Source organism: Nitratiruptor sp. YY08-10 (assembly GCF_016629565.1).
Lineage (GTDB): Bacteria > Campylobacterota > Campylobacteria > Campylobacterales > Nitratiruptoraceae > Nitratiruptor.
The window spans coordinates 1634943-1653863 of the sequence record NZ_AP023057.1 but is presented as its reverse complement, the minus strand read 5'-3'; the positions used below and the strand labels follow the sequence as shown (position 1 = coordinate 1653863).

General features: G+C 39.2%; 22 protein-coding genes and 3 tRNA genes. 6 read left to right on the top strand and 19 right to left on the bottom strand.

Annotation, left to right across the window (positions count from 1 at the left end):
• Positions 1–19: 19 nt before the first annotated feature.
• Both JG735_RS08830 and JG735_RS08825 read right to left on the bottom strand, forming a co-directional pair.
• Complete coding sequence (locus JG735_RS08830; protein ID WP_201334703.1) at positions 20–1735, bottom strand: TrkA family potassium uptake protein; 1716 nt, start codon at positions 1733–1735, stop codon at positions 20–22.
• Positions 1736–1737: 2 nt separating this feature from the next.
• The gene (locus JG735_RS08825) at positions 1738–2118 is read right to left on the bottom strand and encodes a DUF6394 family protein (RefSeq protein WP_012083085.1); all 381 of its coding nucleotides are present in this window, start codon (positions 2116–2118) and stop codon (positions 1738–1740) included.
• A gap of 61 nt (positions 2119–2179) precedes the next feature.
• Here JG735_RS08825 and JG735_RS08820 point away from each other — a divergent pair, with 61 nt between their 5' ends.
• Positions 2180–2614 carry an NUDIX domain-containing protein gene (locus tag JG735_RS08820; RefSeq protein ID WP_201334702.1) on the top strand — a complete coding sequence of 145 codons (435 nt, stop codon included), beginning with the start codon at positions 2180–2182 and terminating at the stop codon, positions 2612–2614.
• Here JG735_RS08820 and JG735_RS08815 read toward each other — a convergent pair.
• Genes JG735_RS08815 through JG735_RS08805 form a run of 3 tightly spaced genes read right to left on the bottom strand, consistent with a single transcriptional unit; the run spans position 2606 to position 5903 of the window.
• Complete coding sequence (locus JG735_RS08815; protein ID WP_201334701.1) at positions 2606–3829, bottom strand: ArsS family sensor histidine kinase; 1224 nt, start codon at positions 3827–3829, stop codon at positions 2606–2608. The genes JG735_RS08820 and JG735_RS08815 overlap by 9 nt on opposite strands.
• Positions 3826–4488, bottom strand: a complete 663-nt coding sequence (locus tag JG735_RS08810; protein WP_201334700.1) for a response regulator transcription factor — start codon at positions 4486–4488, stop codon at positions 3826–3828. Before JG735_RS08810 ends, JG735_RS08815 begins: the two co-directional genes overlap by 4 nt.
• A gap of 8 nt (positions 4489–4496) precedes the next feature.
• Positions 4497–5903, bottom strand: coding sequence for a DegQ family serine endoprotease (locus tag JG735_RS08805; RefSeq protein ID WP_201334699.1), 1407 nt, complete (start codon positions 5901–5903; stop codon positions 4497–4499).
• A gap of 82 nt (positions 5904–5985) precedes the next feature.
• Between JG735_RS08805 and JG735_RS08800 the strand changes: the two genes are divergently transcribed.
• Positions 5986–6756 (top strand): inositol monophosphatase family protein, encoded by a 771-nt coding sequence (locus JG735_RS08800; RefSeq protein ID WP_201334698.1) that lies wholly within the window; start codon positions 5986–5988, stop codon positions 6754–6756.
• A gap of 103 nt (positions 6757–6859) precedes the next feature.
• Here JG735_RS08800 and JG735_RS08795 read toward each other — a convergent pair whose 3' ends face one another.
• Genes JG735_RS08795 through JG735_RS08785 form a run of 3 tightly spaced genes read right to left on the bottom strand, consistent with a single transcriptional unit; the run spans position 6860 to position 9666 of the window.
• A complete protein-coding gene (locus tag JG735_RS08795; protein ID WP_201334697.1) occupies positions 6860–7318 on the bottom strand; it encodes a BON domain-containing protein in 459 nt (152 codons plus the stop codon).
• The gene (locus JG735_RS08790; RefSeq protein WP_201334696.1) at positions 7302–8213 is read right to left on the bottom strand and encodes a hypothetical protein; all 912 of its coding nucleotides are present in this window, start codon (positions 8211–8213) and stop codon (positions 7302–7304) included. Before JG735_RS08790 ends, JG735_RS08795 begins: the two co-directional genes overlap by 17 nt.
• Positions 8214–8250: 37 nt before the next feature.
• Complete coding sequence (locus JG735_RS08785; protein WP_201334695.1) at positions 8251–9666, bottom strand: DEAD/DEAH box helicase; 1416 nt, start codon at positions 9664–9666, stop codon at positions 8251–8253.
• A 447-nt stretch (positions 9667–10113) separates the two neighbouring features.
• Between JG735_RS08785 and JG735_RS08780 the strand changes: the two genes are divergently transcribed.
• The 3 genes from JG735_RS08780 (at position 10114) to JG735_RS08770 (ending at position 11724) form a co-directional block, all read left to right on the top strand.
• On the top strand, positions 10114–10320 hold the full coding sequence (locus tag JG735_RS08780; protein WP_201334694.1) for a hypothetical protein: 207 nt from the start codon (positions 10114–10116) through the stop codon (positions 10318–10320).
• Between the two features lie 439 nt (positions 10321–10759).
• Positions 10760–11026, top strand: a complete 267-nt coding sequence (locus tag JG735_RS08775; RefSeq protein WP_201334693.1) for a YbeD family protein — start codon at positions 10760–10762, stop codon at positions 11024–11026.
• A gap of 14 nt (positions 11027–11040) precedes the next feature.
• Entirely contained in the window at positions 11041–11724 is a 684-nt protein-coding gene (locus JG735_RS08770) for an SIMPL domain-containing protein (RefSeq protein WP_201334692.1), read from the top strand.
• On the opposite strand, the gene moaC is transcribed toward JG735_RS08770, so the two are convergent.
• Together moaC and JG735_RS08760 are read right to left on the bottom strand one after the other, a co-directional pair.
• Positions 11721–12197 (bottom strand): cyclic pyranopterin monophosphate synthase MoaC, encoded by a 477-nt coding sequence (gene moaC / locus JG735_RS08765; protein WP_201334691.1) that lies wholly within the window; start codon positions 12195–12197, stop codon positions 11721–11723. The genes JG735_RS08770 and moaC overlap by 4 nt on opposite strands.
• Entirely contained in the window at positions 12187–12471 is a 285-nt protein-coding gene (locus tag JG735_RS08760) for a Dabb family protein (RefSeq protein WP_201334690.1), read from the bottom strand. Before JG735_RS08760 ends, moaC begins: the two co-directional genes overlap by 11 nt.
• Positions 12472–12492: 21 nt before the next feature.
• On the opposite strand from JG735_RS08760, the gene JG735_RS08755 reads away from it, so the two are divergent.
• A complete protein-coding gene (locus JG735_RS08755; RefSeq protein WP_201334689.1) occupies positions 12493–12945 on the top strand; it encodes a hypothetical protein in 453 nt (150 codons plus the stop codon).
• Here the strand turns inward: JG735_RS08755 and JG735_RS08750 are convergent.
• The 9 genes from JG735_RS08750 to JG735_RS08710 all read right to left on the bottom strand — a co-directional run bounded on the left by JG735_RS08750 (position 12946) and on the right by JG735_RS08710 (position 18870).
• Positions 12946–13021 (bottom strand) — tRNA-Lys (locus JG735_RS08750).
• 11 nt (positions 13022–13032) lie between these two features.
• Entirely contained in the window at positions 13033–13554 is a 522-nt protein-coding gene (locus JG735_RS08745) for an NTP transferase domain-containing protein (protein ID WP_201334688.1), read from the bottom strand.
• 35 nt (positions 13555–13589) lie between these two features.
• Positions 13590–14816, bottom strand: a complete 1227-nt coding sequence (locus tag JG735_RS08740) for a CsgG/HfaB family protein (protein ID WP_201334687.1) — start codon at positions 14814–14816, stop codon at positions 13590–13592.
• 1 nt (position 14817) lies between these two features.
• On the bottom strand, positions 14818–16128 hold the full coding sequence (locus JG735_RS08735; RefSeq protein ID WP_201334686.1) for a DUF6844 domain-containing protein: 1311 nt from the start codon (positions 16126–16128) through the stop codon (positions 14818–14820).
• 21 nt (positions 16129–16149) lie between these two features.
• On the bottom strand, positions 16150–16794 hold the full coding sequence (gene lpoB / locus JG735_RS08730; protein WP_201334685.1) for a penicillin-binding protein activator LpoB: 645 nt from the start codon (positions 16792–16794) through the stop codon (positions 16150–16152).
• A gap of 12 nt (positions 16795–16806) precedes the next feature.
• Complete coding sequence (locus tag JG735_RS08725; RefSeq protein WP_201334684.1) at positions 16807–17184, bottom strand: YcfL family protein; 378 nt, start codon at positions 17182–17184, stop codon at positions 16807–16809.
• An 11-nt stretch (positions 17185–17195) separates the two neighbouring features.
• Positions 17196–18584, bottom strand: coding sequence for a COG3014 family protein (locus JG735_RS08720; RefSeq protein ID WP_201334683.1), 1389 nt, complete (start codon positions 18582–18584; stop codon positions 17196–17198).
• An 89-nt stretch (positions 18585–18673) separates the two neighbouring features.
• Positions 18674–18750 (bottom strand) — tRNA-Thr (locus JG735_RS08715).
• A 42-nt stretch (positions 18751–18792) separates the two neighbouring features.
• Positions 18793–18870: transfer RNA gene (locus JG735_RS08710), tRNA-Pro, on the bottom strand.
• Positions 18871–18921: the final 51 nt, after the last annotated feature.

Sequence of the window (18921 nt, the reverse complement as noted above, 5' to 3'; positions counted from 1 at the left end):
TTATTGGAAAAGAGGTGGTCTATTGATGATTATTTGATGCTGTTTGTGTTAAAAGGTTGAAAATACCTACTCTTTGCTCACGTCCTGTCAAGACGTAGTAGAGTTCATAATAGTTATTCAAAATGTATTCAAAATCCGATTTTGCCTCTTCGTCACATGCTACCAGCAAAGAACAGCCTATTTTGACCTCTACGTCGTCTGAAGGAACCAGGATCGTCTCTTTGTGCTCTTCCTCCTCATAATGGTAGAGCAAAAAGAGTATTTTGTTTTTCACTCTGTAATCTCTTCTGGATCGTCTAAGAACATCTAAAGTGATTTTTTGGCCTTGCTGTATAAAATTACAGAGTGCGTATGCGTTTTCTTCAGTGATCTGGATCTCAAAAAGGATAGGATTTTTTCCTATTGTTGCGCTCAATTTTCCTACAACGTTCATAGCCCACAGATTATCTTTTCTGTGGATGAGTCGGATGAATCGATTGGCTAAAGGTTTTGCAATGAAATTGTAGGTATATTTGGCCAAAATACGTTCAAGAATGTAGATTTTGTCGATTCGTGCCGATTTAAAGATACTGATATCTTCAAGAGAGTTCTCTCTGGCTATCGTATAGATTCCCGGATTGAGTTTTTTTGCAGTTGATAAAATGGTGAGATTGATCATATCATCTTTTGTTGCAGCAATAATACACGAAGCCGACTGTATTCCCGCATCAAGCAGTATCTTGATATCCTCTGCATCACCATATATGGCGCTTTGCTTCATCTTTTTATATTCACTCGATTTGATGTCGATGAAGACATACTCGATACCGGCTCTTTGCAACCCTTCGGCCAACGCTTTTCCCATACGACCGGCCCCGCAGATGATATATTTTCCTTTTGGCAAAAATTCTCTTTTGCGGATGCGTAAAATATGACCGAAAATCCACATCTCCAAAAGCCAGATATAGGGGGCGGTGATTTCAAAATAGAGTCTGTCAGAGATGATTTTAAAAGGATTTTCTATATGACGGATTCCGATATTTCGGAGGTGCTCTGTGTTTTCTTTGGTGGTAGATTTGACAATGATATCGATCTTTTTATTGAGAAGCCGGCACATAAGAGCAATTTTGGCGTTTTTGATATCATCTTCAAAAAGTACCACGACCGCTTTACAGTTTTTTTGGTGTATGCCTGCAAGTTTAAGAGTTTGTGGTTTTGTGGTGTCTGCGCTGATGGCCGGGACTTCCGGGATGAAGTTTTCAAGTTCTATTTCTTCTATTTTACTCTCATCCTTGTCCACAACGACGATCCGAATACCTTCTTGACTAAGCCTTTGAATGATCTCTTTTGTAACATTGTTGTAACCAAGGACGATGATGAAGGGCTCGGTTAGTTTAGCAACTTTAGATCGAAATCTGGCGATTGCCAGTTCTCGTGCCAGTTTTTTGTCCTGAATAAGCGCGATGATATTACCGATACCATAAAACCATCCGATAACAGTTAAATAGATGCAAAAACTGACCCAAAGTCGTTGCGGATAGGTAAATGTATAGGGTGCTTCACCAAAGCCGATAGTGGTAGCCATGTAGCTGACAAAGTAGAATGCATCAAAGAAACTCATATGGTATGGACGACCTTGGTCGTCAACACCGGGAATGAGTGTAAGCCCGATGATGGAGATGGCAAATGTGAGTATGATAACAAGCAGAGGAATCCTCATCCTGTGGATGATGATCCATGCACTGTTGCTTTCCATGATTACCTTTTGGATTTGAGTGTATCGCCTACAAACAGTAAAACAGAGACGATATTGGCAAGAAGCGCTCCACCGCTCATGGAAATGATAGCGACAGTAGATTCGGTATTGAGACCCCCTAGAACATAGACTGCCAATGCCCACACGCTGGCTGCTCCAATAAGTTGTATATCTGCAACAAGGCTTGTTGCAAGCAAAACGGAGCCGAGTTGCGTCTTATCGCCCAGTTTCAAAATAGTTGCGATGAGGTTGACTATAATCGCTGCAAAAAGCTCATATTTGCTATGAAATTCAATATCGGCAGGGTTGCCGTAAAAAAATCCGAAATTTGTCGTCATTGCCAAAATGAAAAAGAATCCTGACAGCACTTTTTGTAGATTCATCGCACTCCTTTTGAGATAAGTGTAAAATGTTATAACTTAACATCTCATTAAAGGTTGCATGATGAAAAAGAGTGCCGGTATCTTGCCATATAAAACGGAAAATGGGGAGCTGTATGTCTATTTGGGACATCTTGGAGGCCCTTTTTGGAAGAGAAAGAGAAGAAGCTGGGGGATTATCAAAGGGGAGGTGGAAGAGGGGGAAAATGATTTGGAGGCAGCAAAGCGGGAGTTTTTCGAAGAGACTGGCAAGCGGTTGGATGGAGAATTTTTGGATCTTGGAGAGACGAAAACCTCTAATAAGATCTTGCATATTTTTGCTCTGCAGACAGACCTGGATACCGATATTCGATCCAATATGGTTCATATGGAGTATAAAGGAAGGATATTGGAGTTTCCGGAGATTGATGCAGCCAAATGGTTCACGATTGAAGAAGCGAAAGAGGTGATTCTTGAGGCACAAAAAGTTTTTTTGGAAAGACTTCAGCAGTTAGTGTGAAGGTTTCAAAGAGATGATGAATTTGTTGTGATTATCTTCATAGTGGTATTGAAGTGTATATCCATGGAGTTTCAAAATATTGTCCACTAGATACAGCCCAAGCCCAAAACCGCTTCTTTTCCCCTCTTTATTGAAAGCCTCGATATAGAAAGAGAGTTCTTTTTGTAAAGGTTTGCCTCTATTTTGAACGATCAATGCATCTTGAGTTAGGACGATTGTCGCTTTTGCGTCCAATGAGTATTTCAGTGCATTATCGATAAGGTTTTTGACTGCAATGGCTAAGAGTTTGTAATCTGCTTTTATTGTCGGATTTTGCTTTTCGATAATTTCAATATCCTGTTTGTCGAACATACCGATATGGATCGCTTCCTCGACGATATCTTTGAGCGTAATGGTTTCAAGGCTCGGTTTGATTTTTGAGTTCACCGCTTCCAAAGCTGCCAGCTCGTTGATGAGAGAATTGAGTTTTTCAAAAATCTGTATGAGTCGCTTTTTCTGTTTCTCGTCCTCTACCATCTCTGCTTGGATACGTCCTTTCGCAATTGGGGTTTTGAGTTCATGCATAATATTTCTCAAAAGCAGTTTTCTTGAATTTTGAATCGCTTTTAAGGAGTCTGCAGCGTTTTGTAAGGCGTTGGCCACCTCATTGATCTCTTTGAATCCTTCCACATTGAGATCGATATCGAGATCGCCTTTTGAGAAGCGCTGTAACTCTTTTGTGATGCTTTTGAGAGGTCGCAGTTTCAAGATGATAAGAATATACAAGATCAAAAGCAAAATAAGTGTTACTGCAAAGATCGCCGTATAGAGAATACGGCTTTGCTGGATATCCATGGAAATATCTTTGAGAAGAAGCATGTTTCCATAACTTTGAACCCAGATATAGTAATCACCTTTATATTTGAGGATAATGACCTCACCAACAGGATATTTTGTTCGTTTGATTATAGTGGAGTGCTTGGCGATTTTGACAATCTCTTTGGGATGGGTTATGGGTACAAATTCCAATTTTTGCAGCTCTTGTATGAGTTTATTGTAATCGACCGAGCTGAGTTGCCAAAGGAGGGATTGGGAGACAAATTCGAATCGTTTTTGATATCGGTTTTGAGCGCTCTCCTTGAGATGTTGCAAAGATAGCCAGTAGGCTCCTCCCACAGCTACGAAACCAAGTAAAAAAATGAGAGTGATCCATAAAAAGATGGAACTTTTTTTCATGGAGTAAACTTATATCCCACACCACGGACAGATTGGATATGTTTGGGTTGCTTTGGATTTTCCCCCAGTTTGTGGCGTATACGACTGATAATGACATCCACTGTTTTATCAGATGCATTTTCGCTCAGGTGTTCACAGTTGTAAAGGAGATCTTCTCTTGATATTGGTTGATTGGGACGTTCTATGAGATAGGATAATATCTCAAATTCTGCAGGTGTAAGCTGAAGAGGTTTTCCATGAAAATGGATCTCTCGTCTATTGGGGTAGAGAGTAAAACTCTGCTCTTTTGTTTGGGGTTTTGCACGTCTTCTCAAAATTGCTTTGAGTCTTGCCTCCAGCTCTTTTGGATCATAGGGTTTGGGAAGATAATCGTCCGCTCCAAGCTCCAAACCGATCACTTTATCACTGAGATCGCTTCGCGCACTGCTTATGATGATGGGTATGTCACTAAATTCACGCAACTTTTTTAAAATCTCAAGTCCATCCATACCGGGAAGGGTAAGGTCAAGTATCAAAGCATCATACGTGTTGTTGAGATGCAGTGCAGAAAGTGCGATGAAGGGATCTTCGTAGTTTTCTACTTCGATCCCGTATCGCTCAAGAAATTCGCTCAGGATTTCGGCAAGCTCTACATCATCTTCTATCATCGCTACTTTCATACAACTCCTTATCGAAGCACGAGAATCAGAGGTATTCCTTGTCTTTTAACAAATATTTTTTTCGGACCTTTATATTTTTTGAAAGCGTGTTTGAGATCCTCGACATTTTTGATGTTCATATCTTCAACACCGATTATAACATCTCCCGGTTTGATACCCGCTTTTTCTGCAGCTGACTTCTCTTTGACATTGGAGACAAAAACCCCTTCTACATTTTGTGGGATGTTGTACATTCTTCGAATCTGGTCGTTGAGCGTTTGTACCTCCAAACCTTTGAGTGTCTCTTCCGCTGCAGAACTATTGGTTCCTGGACGCTCGCCGAGTTTGACTTTTGTGGTATAGAGCTTTTTGTTTCGTTCATATTTTATCGTTACCTCTTTTCCTGGAGGATACGACCCTATAATCGTTTTGAGTTTATTGGAATCCTCAATCTTTTCTCCATTGACTTCAATGATGAGATCGCCTCGTTTGAGACCCGCTTTTTGGGCTGCACTATCTTTTGTCACATCGACAATAACCGCACCATATTGGTGCTTGTAAACATCTTTGAGATCGCCTTTGAGATCTTCGATCATGACACCGAGATAGCCTCGTTCAATTTTGCCTTTTTCGATCAGTTTTTTCACGACATTTTTCATCATATTGGATGGTATCGCAAAACCTATACCGTTGTTTCCACCGCTTCTTGTGATAATGGCGCTGTTGATACCTATTAGAGCTCCACGGCTGTCTACCAAAGCGCCACCGCTGTTGCCCGGATTGATAGCAGCGTCTGTTTGAATAAAGTTTTCGTACGTGTTGATACCGACATTGTTTCGGTTTGTGGCACTGACAATTCCCTGTGTGACGGTCTCACCGATACCAAAAGGGTTTCCAATAGCAAAGACGATATCTCCTGGTTTGATTTTTGATGAATCAGCAATTTTAATCGCTTTGAGACCTTTTTTGTCGATTTTGATAACAGCAATATCTGTTAAAGAGTCTTTTCCAATCACTTTCGCTTTGTATTCCGTGTCGTCTCCTGGAAGGGTGACAGTGATCTCGTCGGCATTGTTTATCACATGGTTGTTGGTAACGATATAACCGTCGCTGCTGATGATAACGCCACTTCCAAGGCTTCTTTGGATTCTGCTTCTAGGGACCTGATTGCGAAACATTGGACCAAAGAACTGTTTGAAAAAAGGGTCATTGAAAAATGGCATCTGACTCATAGCAGGCATCTTGATGCGTTTCTTCGTTGAGATGTTGACCACGCTCTCTTTGGCATCCTTAATAGCATCATAAAAGGAAAGGACGACATTGTTACCTTTTCCTGGCATGACTCGTTGAACGTTGTTTGGCGCTTCATTGAAATGAATAGTTGCGGCACTCAGCATCAATGCTGTTGCTACAGATAGAAAAACGGCTTTTTTCATTTTTCCTCCTCGATATTTAATTTGTGAAATGATAAGATATGATGGCAAACAAAAAGTAACAAATATTAAACAGAAGGTAAACATGAATAGAGATTTACAAAATAAGATTTTGGAAGCAGGCGCGATTTTAAAAGAGGGCTATTTTGGCAAAAAAGAGGTGCATAAAAAAGGTAGTGTGGATCTTGTCACACAGTATGACACAAAAATAGAAAATTTTTTAAAAGAGAAAATGCAAATAATCTATCCAGGTGTGGAAATTGTAGGAGAAGAGAGTTTCGAGGGGGAAATACCCAATGATGGGATTTATATCGATCCCATCGATGGAACCACAAACTTTGTTCACTCCATCGCCTATACCTGTATCTCTGTCGGTGTTTGGCAAGAGGGAGAGCCTTTGGAAGCAGTGATTTATAATCCGATACTCAATGAGTTGTTTTATGCCAAAAAAGGTGCAGGTGCATATTTAAATGATCAAAAGATAGCAGTTAACGACACTGAAAATTTGATAGATGCCCTTTTGGCTACGGGGTTTCCTTACACGAAAGTGCAGATGGGAAAAGATTATCGCTTTGTAATTGAGAGTATGCAAAAGATTCTTCCAAAAACAAGAGATATTAGGCGTCTAGGAAGTGCGGCGATCGATCTCGCCTATGTGGCGTGTGGCAGATTTGCCGGGTTTTATGAAGTGAATCTCAAGCCTTGGGATGTGGCTGCCGGGATTTTGCTTGTGCAGGAAGCTGGGGGTATTGTGACAAATCACTTGGGAGAGCCCTATAAATTTGGGGATATTATCGTAGCTTCCAATGGAAAGATCCATGAAGAGTTACTCAAAAATCTGGGAGCATATAATTAATTGGGTCTATCGCCAAAAATCTCTATAAGTACGATTGAAACAACAAGAATGACAAAAAACCATTCTGGAGTATTTTGAAGATATTCGACAACGGCATTCATGGTTACAAGACTACTCTTTTGAGCTTTTTGACGATAAGATAGGAGGTGACTGAGCGAACCCCTTTGGTGTGTAGTGTCGTATTTATAATGTCTTCGGCCTCTTTTTCGGAGTGAACTTTTCCGTACAATTCAACGTTTTGATTGTGAACTACAATAAGAAGGGAGTTGAATGAAACATTTTTTGCTCTTAGTAGTCTGTACTGGATTTGGGCTTTGATCAAAAAATCGTTTCTTTTTTCGACTTTGGCTCCGTTTTGAACCTGTTTATAGTAAAGTTGGAAACTAGATTGCTCTTCCGGAGTTGCAGGTTGTCTGTTTTGTGTAAAATCTTTTATAGTGGAAGCAGATTTCTCCATAAGAATCATAAGGTTTTGTAGTGCTTTTTCTACCTCATCCTCTGTTTGAGCCTGTAGATGAAAAGTAAACAGAGGAATAAGAAGCAATCTACTTGCCCAATGCATCTTTAGCCCCTTTAATGGCGTTTTCGATAGTCTCTTTCGCTTTCGAAAAGGCTCTTAAACCAAGTTTTTTTGCTTCTTGGACATCCAGTTTTACAGATGGTATGTGGGTGAGATCCTCAAAACGTGATTTAAGAAGATTGGCAGCTATTTCTGCTTCATTTTTGATTTTTTCTATCAAAGTTTCACTGTTTTTGGCAATTATTTCGATCTTTTCTTTGATACCCGGTTCACTCTGGTTTGCTACTTTATGAATAGTCTGCATATAGATTTCATCCATATGGGGTAAATTTTCAATGATAGATGCATAGTTTTCTATAATCAGTGTACGCGCTTCGTCGGGTGTATATTGAATTGTTTGGTAGAATTTTTTGATACTGAGACGAATTCCCTTTTTTACCCCAAGAATTGTTCCTCTTAAAATCTCATCTGCATAGTTGATGCTGGCTTCGGACAAATTGGCGGCAACTTGCAAGATCGTTTGGCTGACATCTTGTATATGTCGTGTATCTACGTTGATATCGATCGTCTGATGGGCAAGATCTTTGGTGATTTCAAAGACTGTTTCTTCTACATTCTGAGCCTTTTCCAAAGCCGTGATGATGGCAGCTTCTGTAGTTTCGGCAAGGATCCCCAAAAGTTCCAGTGATTTGAGTTTGTACTCGTCTAAGATCTTTTGGGCTTCTGTGCGCTGATCTTTGGGAAGGGAGGCGATAGCTTTTTCAAGAATCTCAAATGTTTCGATAAGTTCGGATTTCAGTTCGCTTTTTTCTGCTTCGATTTCACTGCGAAGCTTGTCGATTTGCTGAAGAAGGTCATGGATCTTTTGGGTTCTGGGTCTTTTTTTCTCTTCGATTGTTTTACGAATCGTTTCAATGGGATTTGGGCCTAGTTGCATAGTCCAACCTTGTGTGAAGTTGGACTATTATAGCAAATTATCGTCTATGGGCGTTACGGCCTCTTCGGTTGCCTCGATATCCTCTATTGTTGCGTCCGCCGCTTCTTTGGGGTCTGGAAAGTTCTCTTTTTGCCTGTTCAAGCATCTTTTCGATCTCTTTGAGACTTTTGCCGATTCTTTCGTTCCCACTGACAGTATCGTTTTTGATAACCATGGAAGCCAGTTTGAGTGCAGCTGTGGAGATATCTATTTGTGATTCGAGAAGTTCAACAAGTTCTATCGCTTCTTTGGATACTTCTTGAGAAAGAATCATATCCAGCATCGATTTTTGCTTTTCGTTTTTTACTTCCGCAGAGGTTGGAATCTCTTTATTGATTAAAGAGCTTCCAACCTCTTTTTGGATGCGTAAAAGTTGCTTAAATTCATGAGGAGTTACTAAACTGATCGCTATTCCTTCTTTTCCGGCTCTTCCCGTTCGTCCGATTCTATGAACATAGCTTTCAGGGTCAAAAGGAATATGGTAGTTAAAAACATGGCTGACATCGCTAATGTCTAGTCCTCTCGCGGCTACATCTGTGGCGATTAAAATTTCAATTTGACCTCGTTTAAACGCTTTGATGGTCTCTTCTCTTTGACGCTGCTGCATATCGCCGTGCAGTCCTTTTGCGCTGTAGCCTTGTGCTTCAAGAAATTGTGCAAGGCGATCTACTTCTATTTTCATACGGCAAAAGATGATTGATTTTGTTGGGTTTTTATAGTCGAGTAAACGAATAAGTGCTTCGTCTCTTTCATGCTCATCTACAACATAGTAAAACTGTTTGATATTTACATTTGTTACCTCTTTTTTTGTGATAGAGATAAACTCGGGTGAGTGGAGAATCTGTTGAGCCAACTCTTTGATGGCCTGTGGCATTGTTGCACTAAACAAAAGAGTTTGTCTATTGGTCGGAAGATAGTTAAAAATGGCTTTTATATCGTCTAAAAAGCCCATATCAAGCATCTCATCCGCTTCGTCCAAAACGACAAATTTTGGATTGAGTTCGATTTTGCCGCTTTTTAAAAGATCCAATAGTCTTCCAGGAGTAGCCACAACCACTGCTGCATTGGCTATATGATTGAGCTGTCTTGAATAGGAGCTTCCTCCATAGACTGTGGCTGTTTTGATGCCAAGATATTTTCCAAGGCGAAAAATCTCGTCGCTAACCTGAGTAGCTAACTCTCTCGTTGGAACGATCACAAGGGCTTCTACTTCGCCATCGAGCTCTAACATATTTAAAATTGGAAGCGCAAAAGCAGCCGTTTTACCGGTACCTGTGTGGGCTTGGCCCACCATATCTTTTCCAGCTAATACGACAGGAATCGCCTCTTTTTGGATAGGACTTGGCTCTTTGAAGCCAGCTTGATCTATCGCTTTCATTATTTGGGGTTTCAGATTGAAATCAGTAAAAGTCATTATGCCTCTTTAAAAAATATTAACCTTCAATGAGCGAATCACAGACGATTCAATCAAAGGTCACTTCTAAGTTTTTTAGGGATTGTAGAGGTGATAAGGGGATCGAATCGTAAATAGTCGCCTATCAAAGGCTTGGAGCGTATTGTAGCTGTTTATCCTTAAAATCAAATTAATATTTAATATAAATAAAAAGAGAGTTTTGAGCAAAGCTTATTCAAAGCTGCTGATTGATTGCTGACTAAACTGGCTCTTTTAAATTTCTCAAACTCTTCCAAAGAGTATTCAAATTTAATTGCGAATATTAGTGCACTCTATTATCTAATATGATAACAATCATCAAAAAATAAAAAAATACAAAAAAATAAGATCTACTATGTAAAAATAAAGATTTTGATAATTATTATTAGTATAATATCAGCTCCAACAAAATACTTTAAAGGAGCATCAATGAAAAAAACATTAACAATAATGGCATTATTGACTATTGCTGTTTTTGGAAATACTGGAAGTCAAAATGACAAAATAGATGAGGAAATGCAAATTATGGCTGTTGAAATCGAACAGGTTAATCCTTACTGGTTTGAAGAAGAAGATAGTGCAAAATACCAAATAAAAAAAGAGGTTTTATTAAAAACAGTTCCTTATTCTTCATAATTTTTTAGCCACTGAAAAGTGGCTTTTTTATACTTCTTAATATAAAATTCTCTAATGATTTATCTTTTGAGGATTGAGTCAAAAAGGTACACCTCTTATTGAAGAAAATCCTCACATGTTTGAGGAAAATAAATACTTCCATCAAAATCATCACGAATAGACATTGATTTTTGAAAAATATCCCTTCAGATTGCCTTGTTCTCAAAAATTTAAAGAAAATACGACAATAAACTGGACTATCAGGGAAAATACAAGAACAAAAATAAAAATTATTATTTAAAATGGATATCTGCCCAATATGCAAAAGTTAGCAATCCAGACAGTTTTAGAGCAAGCCAAAATATTGGCAAATGAGTTGATCGAAGTATAAGCTTAATTGTAACTTAAGTAGCAGTAGTTTTTGTTTCTTTTTGCTATGATAAGCAAAAAAGGAGTTTTGATGAAAGAGCTTAAAGATTTTGATCAAAAAGTAAAAATTGAGTATCCAACCATTTGGCGGTATAAAGTGATTGGCGAAAATGCCAAAAAGACACGAGAAGCTATTGAAAGCGTAACAAATCGTCCAACAACGATTACCTTTTCAAAGCAGAGCAATCGTGGAAAATATCAAAGTTTCAATGCGGATATCATGGTACACTCTGAAGAGGAGAGGGAAAATATCTATCAAGAACTCAAGGCCCATAAAGATGTGAAAATGGTCCTTTGAGATAAAGGCTTAAAATGAAACAGATCCTTTTGGTCATGCTTATTGCCTTTTCGAGTCTGTTTGCCTCTTCTAAAGAGGCGACAGATGTACATGTTACGCTCAATGCATCCGCAAATATCGAGCCAGATATCTATAGTTTTGGTTTGTTTGTCTTTATGACAAACTTGAGTGAAAAAACCATCATAAACAGTTTGGGAATCGTGGATAAAACCATTCGTTCTTTAGGGCTTCGTTATGAAGGAGGAAGATATTCGCTCTATCAAAATTGCCACTGGGAAAAAGATAAAAGGGTATGTGAAGGATATAAAGGGGAGGTTGGTTATCAATTTTTTATCCAAGACCCAAAAACGCAAAATAGAGTTTTACAAGCAATAGATGAGCTAAAAAGCAGAATACATAAAGGTTTTGGATTTAGTATACGTTATCCTCATTGGGAAGTTTCACGAAGCAGACGCGAGAGTGTTATGCAAGATCTGCAGTTACGGCTTATAGACAAGGCCAAGACTTTTGGAAAAAAAGCTGGTGAAAAACTTTCGAAACAGTGTCATATTACAAGTATCGATTATACTACCAGATATTTCCCTGTGGTACGAATGCTCAAGAGCATGACCGTAAAATCAGATATCCAAGCTCCCGAACCTGCTAAGACTAAACAGCGTGTCGAGGTGAAGGCGAAAGTGAAGTATGTGTGCCGTTAGCGCACAAAATCGCCGCTTTTGCCTCCGCTCTTTCGTTCAAGCTGGATATTTTTAATCACCATCCCTTTGTCGATCGCTTTGAGCATATCATAAATGGTTAAAAGTCCGATGCTCACACCAGTCAAAGCTTCCATCTCCACGCCGGTTCTGCCTTTTAGCTTACAAGTGACCACCAGTTTAAATCCGGGAAGCTCTGGAAGCTCGTCCACGTCACAGTTGATAGAGGTTAAAAGCAGCGGATGGCACATAGGGATGAGATCCGGTGTCTTTTTGGCTCCCATGATGGCAGCTATAACGGCTGTGTGAAGAACCGCCCCTTTTTTAGTCGTTTCGTTTTTTACCGCGTCAAATGCCTCGGGGGTAACTTCGATAATTCCGCTGGCAACGGCGATGCGCTCCGTCTCATCTTTGACCCCCACATCTACCATTTTGGGACGTTTTTTTTCATCTAAATGGGTTAAATCAGAGTTCATAATCAACCACCTTCGTTTCGGTTCCTATCTCTTTGAGCCATGCCACTATTTCATCTTGGTGATAGGGATGGACTCTATATGTTTCAAGATCCTCTTTTGATTCAAATGTTGTTACAAGGGCTAGATCATAACTTCTTTGGCTTCTACTAAAATCGATACCGACTTCGATCTCTTTGAGTACGTCAATATGCTCTTTCATACCCAGAAGCTTCTCTTTGGCTTTTTTTGCTAAACTAAAATCAGGAAACTTCATAAAGACAATATGTCGAACCATTGTAATCCTTTAGGAGGTGTTATGAAAAAACTTTTACTTATTCTACCACTTTTGCTCTTTGGTGCCGATAAGCCATGTACGAAATGTAATCTCAATAAATCACAGATGAAATGTGAATACTATCTCATTCAAAAGGGAGATACGAGCAAAGCGAAAGAGTGTGTTTTTTATGCGGATTATCTCGATCAAACGAAAGTGTATGGGAAGGCCAGCTGGTATTATCTCTTGGCGTTAAAGCCTAAAAAAGCGATAGAAGCGGCAAAAAAAGCGATACAGATGGGAGAGAATTTTGCATATGAATATTTGGGAGATGCCTATTTGATTTTGGGCGATGAGGAGGCCGCTAAGAAAAGCTACCAACTCTTTAAGCAAAAAGTTGGAAACACTCACTTTTTTGTAATGCACAATTTCAAAATTTTAAGAAGGATTTATAACAATTTTGATGCTAAAAAAGCGGAAAAGATGCTACAGTAGTGGTGACCCGTGTTGGATTCGAACCAACGGCCCACTCCTTAAAAGGGAGTTGCTCTACCAACTGAGCTAACGGGTCAAGAGTCGAAATTATAGCAAAACTTTTTTGAGTTGCAAAGCTTTTTTGTATTCATCGGGATAGTTGAGATTTAAAAATCTTTCATCCTCTTGAAAGTCCACATAATGGGTATTTGCTTCTTTTAAAATAGAGTTGAGCTTAAGATTGTTTGTTTCGAGAGCATTTTCTATCTTTGATTGAATCGATTTGCGGTAGATTCCTATAAGAGGATGGGGGAAATTGGTTTTTGCGATAATGGCGTCTTTATTTGGATATTTTTTTGCTTCTTCAATCAGTTTTTCTATGATCGGTTTATCGATAAAAGGAGCATCGACACTTATGGCGAAAAACTCTTCAAGATTTTGAAAAATATCCAAAAATGCGGGAGTTGGCGCGTAAATATCGCTGCTGTCAAGAATGAGTGGAGCGGTGAAGTTGAATTTCTCGCTCTTTGAGGAGATGTAAACCTCATCAAAAAGAGGAAGCAGACGCTCAAACTGATACTGAATAAGTGGTTTGTCTCCAAATGAGAGAAGGGATTTGTCCCTTCCCATTCGTGAGCTTTTCCCGCCAGCAAATATAACGCAGATCACTTGTGGAACATCTCCTCAAACATGGACTCTTTGCCTACATTTTGATTTTCATTGTAATTGCTTGCTGCCGGTCTGATAATTGCTCCTTTTTTTGCTTTTCCTTCTATAACTTTTGCATAGGAAAATTTAGGTAAAACCTTTGTTATTTCCAGCTCTCCTATCTTTATCTCTTCACGTCCTAAAGACTCTTTTGTATAGGGATCATATATTTTTTTGCCCAGAGCATATATTTCAAATCTATCTCCCGGATGGAGGGTGTTGCCTCCCATATTAAGAATGATATGTTTACCAGAAGAGCGAACGATACGTGGCGGATAAATATTGAACATTATTTGATCAACTAAAACTTGAGCTATTTTATCTCCTGCTTTTACGGTAAGACTTTCAGCTCTTTTGGTAGGAGGCACTTCAAATGCTATATCGATAGTATCGGACCACTTGATCTGTTGTCTTGGAACATAAAGAACGCGATAGGCTATTGTGGCATAAGCCTCCTCTGTAGTCTCATCGGGACCTAATAGATAGTTGCCTTCCTTTTCATCAGTCCCAAAGTCTAATATCTGACCAATGATAAAGTAGTCTGCCCCAAGTCGCTTACCGATACGAACCAGTTCAACAGGATCCGTTCCTGGGGAGAGTAAGAAACTTTTCTCGAATTCATAATATTTACTATTTTGTCTATCCAAAATGGTAAATTTTCTTGTTTGGGTTAACTTATTGATGATCGATTGTGTAAGCCGGCGACTCAGCTCTCTTCCATCGATAGTTATTCCATGTAGCGAATAAGTTGGCTTATATTCAAAAGGGAGTACCGCCAAAGTACGGCGATTATGGGGATTGTAACCCACATCTTTATAATTGTATCTGGTAGTGCGTTTTGTTACTTCAACGATGGCTTTATAATGGTGCGGTTCAATTTCCATCACCTCAACAACTTTATAGCTATTTACTTTTCCATGTGTTATCTTTTTGATTTTGCTGCTGTAAAGATAAGCCGATTTTGATGATGTGTCTGTTTCTATGAGTTGGTCTTTGGAAAAAGCGGTTTTCGACAATCGGACTCCCTGAAGTTGTCCAAGGGCATCGACTAAGGCTTCCGTGATGGCTTCGGATCGCGTTGTTCCTTCTCCTACTCCTTGTACTACACGGGTGGAGACAACTTTGTGCGCTCCAGCCCATAGGAAACTATTCAATAGAACAAGACAAAGAAGCAATCGTTTCATATTAGAAATCCTCTACATCGTTGATGACTTTTGATTCTCTTTCAATTGTAACAGACGATTTTGTTTTGGCTTGAGTCTTTGTTGTTTTGGCAGTATTGTGTTTTTGATGAATATATCTTTTGACATTGTTGAGCTGGTTATAGTTCCATGTCACCACAGAACCCACGTATATCATACCTGTTTTAGGCTCTTTATAATCCCAGTTATAGGCCTCACTTGTTCCTTGAAGACTAAAGTTCGAGGAGGATTTGAATTTTTTGAAGTAACTATCCAATGTCTCTTTAATGTTGTCTCTTATTTTTTGACTGCTGTTGCCTGCAGCATCGACCGTAGTGATTTTCTTTGCTACCTCTTCCTCTAAAGAGGATGCATCTTGGCTTTCAATTGCTTGTATATTGGTTTTTATAAAATCACCAATATAAGATTCTGCACGCATTCTCGCTTTTCTTTTGGCCAGATCGATCTTTTTGAGATAGCGCGATGGGGAGGTGACTTTTTGCGAGACAGACCACATACCATAAGAGATGAGCAGCGGTCGGCCCTGTTCATCATAGCTGTATCGTAGTCCTATTTCATTGAGATAATCCTCTTTTGCCTTCGGAAGAAGATCGCTTAACATATGTGGTTTTCCGCGAACTTGCGTTGGTCGCTGTCGAGCGATATCTTTGGCAAACTGGATTGTTTTAGGTGATGTTATAGCAATGATAGCAACTTTTGTCGCTTTTCCTACCGGTGTAATTATAGTACCTATTTTTACTTGATATGGCACGAGTCCTTCCATACTGCTAAATGCTTTTTTGACAATTTGAGAGCTCAATTTATCTTTAAAAAGCGTCTTTTGTTGCTCAACGGTCATTTTTTGTAGTTGTTGAGGAGGAACGCCCAATTTTTCTAACTCTTTGTCAAGTTTTTTGTCGATAACATCCAAGGCCTTGTTGAAAATGGTAGCGATTTTTCCCTGCTGAGCCATTTTTTGGGCTTCCGGTAAAGGAGGAAATTGATCAGCGTTCGTAGAGTCGTTTTCTACGATTTCTGCAAGTCTTTGAACAGTCTCTCGTCCAAATGTCTGGAGGATAAAGTCAGATTGCAGATTGAGCATCGCCTTTTCATAAGCTAGAACCAACTCTTTTACATAGGCTGGATCAAGGGGTGTTACATTGATTGTAGCCTCACCATAGTAAAATGTTCTTCCATGATCATCTGTTTGACCAAAATTGCCATGTGCTTTGATAAAATCGTTTTTCCAGCTCTCTATATCTGTGGCATAGAGGAAACTTATACAAACGATCAATAGTGTTACCAGTTTTTTCATTCTTACTCCTTTTATTCAATTTTACCATGGTGCAGCTTTGCTGCTGCCGGCTTTACTGATAACCTCTTCACCTTCCCAGAAAGCGAGTCCGCTTGTAACATCTGTAAGGCTCATCTGGATATAGTAATCCACTCGCTGCTCCCCATTTGGCAAAGGAGTGGTTCGTTGGATGATTTTGCCAGAAAGACTCAAATCTGGTGCAATAACCGTTCCTTGTTTTGCAATCGTTTTTTGATTAAACTCTTTATTTTTTCTTAACTTTCTAAGTTCCATTGTCGCTCTATCTTCCGGGCCTCCAGCTCTTAGTGCAGTAGTGACAATAAATTTTCCACTGTTTAAAAGCGCAATTCTTATTTTTTTGACAATTTGATCTATGTCGAGTCTTTGTGTGGTATCATTGGTAAAGTCACTGATCATCAAAACAAGTGGTTTTCCCTCTTTTCTCATTTTAATCCTATACATTCTATCAAGGTAGGGAGATTTGAGCATAGAGTTGACAAGTTTTTGTGCTGCTCTATTGATATCTTCATAGTCGAGTCCTAGGGAAACGGGTGCTGATGTACCAGCCTTTTCATGATTGATATAACGCACTTGCGACGAGGAAGTCGCGCATCCACTAAAAAAAAGCATAGCGGCAGTGGTTGAGAGTAGTACCAATTTTTTCATATAAAAACTCCTTTACTGTTTTTGACGAATTTCGAACTTAAAATCAACAACATTTGGTGAATGGGCAATGGAACTCACCTGTGTCGTTTCAAGGCCATTGAGCGTAAGAGGTTGCCACGGCTCTTTTTCTACTACAAATCCATCACTATCAAGCCAGATAAATCGGTATTCCAAATCTTGAAAATCTTTTGTCTTGTTGTGAAGCCGAACCATTGCTTCTAAAAGACCGTTTGTATATCGTGTATGATGATCAAGAATCTCTACTTTTTGTTCTAGGTAACTATTTTTTATGATATTTCTATCTGGATTTGAAACAGCTTCGTTGCTGACACTTTTGGCGCATCCTGTGAGTAAAAATAGAACACTCAATGCTATGAGCCATCTTTTCATTTTTGATCCTTTTAAAGTTTTTGCCATGAGATAATCGGCTCACTGTGTGGTGTCTGGATTGTAACAAATACAAGAAAATCATGATTTGCATCAGTTGGGATTCTTGCTATTTCACCATTGGGTGAATAGATAGCCACTTCCGATGAACTTTGTATTCTTGCAACTTGAAACTCTTTTGGGAGTCTCTCCCACATTCTTGTATCTGCTCTGTTCATTATACCTTGATATACAGCTCCAGCAAGTCCTCCTAGAAAACCTGCTCTGTCATGAAGCTGTTTTTGGATGATGGTTTGAGTGATCGTTCTTGTCAAAGCCCGTGTCATAATTATAGGAAACCGTTTTTTGAATTCTAGTTTGATAACTCTATCCATTGTTGCTACAGTTTTTGTTTTCTTTTGTTCCGTTGGTGTTTTGACTTCAAGAGCATCGAAAGCCCGTGGTCTCATTTTCAGCGTTGGAAGTGCAATACCAGTATATAAAACTTTATTGGATACTAGAAAAACGGGGACATTGATTTTCAACTCCTCTTTTTTTGGAGCGAGGCCGTTCATGAAAATCACCCAAGTATAATGTTGTTTTCGAGCCAATACTGAGCCTTTCATTTTGTCGGCGAGTTCAAAATCAGCCTTAACATACTCAGCTCCACTATCCATTCCTTTTACCATACCGTAGCACTCTTTTAAAAGATTTGTTGCTTTTCCATAATCCCCGATGCTTAGAAAGTAGATGCCTGCAAGATAGTTGGTAAATGGGTTGGTAAAATCTCTGTATGGCTTGAAAGCGAATAGGTTGGAGTATTTTTTCTCTATCGGACTTGTGGTCTGTTTTTTTATTTGGACATTTTGCAGTTTTTTCTTTTTTTCTTTTTGAAGTTTCTCTTTCTCATTCCCTATTTCTTTTGCAAAAAACTCTTTTGCTCTGTCTTCTCGGACTAACGCTCTGTTAAACTCAATTCTGGCATTTTGGAAATCACCTTTGTTGATAAAGTCGATTGCTTTATAGGTATTGACCATGATTTTTTCATAGATTCTAGGACGATAATCCATGAACGTATCGTTGGTCAGAACCGCTCCTACGTTACTGAGAACTTTTGAAGCTAAAATCTCTTCATCATACTTTTTGATCAATTCTTCTGCTTTGTCGAAATAAAAGATACTGTCTTTATAGTGTTGTACATAGTAGCCAACAGTTCCTGCCTCGTAATCCCATAATAAATCATCGGTTTTGTTTTCTTCTTTGTATTTATGAAAAAGATTTTGATACTGTGCTTTTGTAGAAGCTTGCCGAGCTTCTTGCATGTGCGCTGATGATTTTCCAAGATTTTTCAGTCCCGGTCCACATCCGGTAAAAAGAAGTAGAATAATAGAAGTAGCGATGAAAGCGACTCTTTTTTGAACCATGGATTTCCTTTATTTTTAATTTTACATTAATTTTACAAAATAATCAAAAGATATGGTAGCTGAAAAGTGTTTCAAAAACGTTTCAAAAGTGGAGCCAACGACGGGACTCGAACCCGTGACCTCCTGATTACGAATCAGGTGCTCTCGCCAGCTGAGCTACGTTGGCTTAAAGTATAGATGAAAGGATTGCATAGGAGGAAAGAAATAATGGTCGGAGTGGCGGGATTTGAACCCGCGACCTCTACCACCCCAAGGTAGCACGCTAACCAGGCTGCGCCACACCCCGAAATTTTTATGGAAATTATAAATCGATTCTTTTGCGAAGTCAATATGTGTA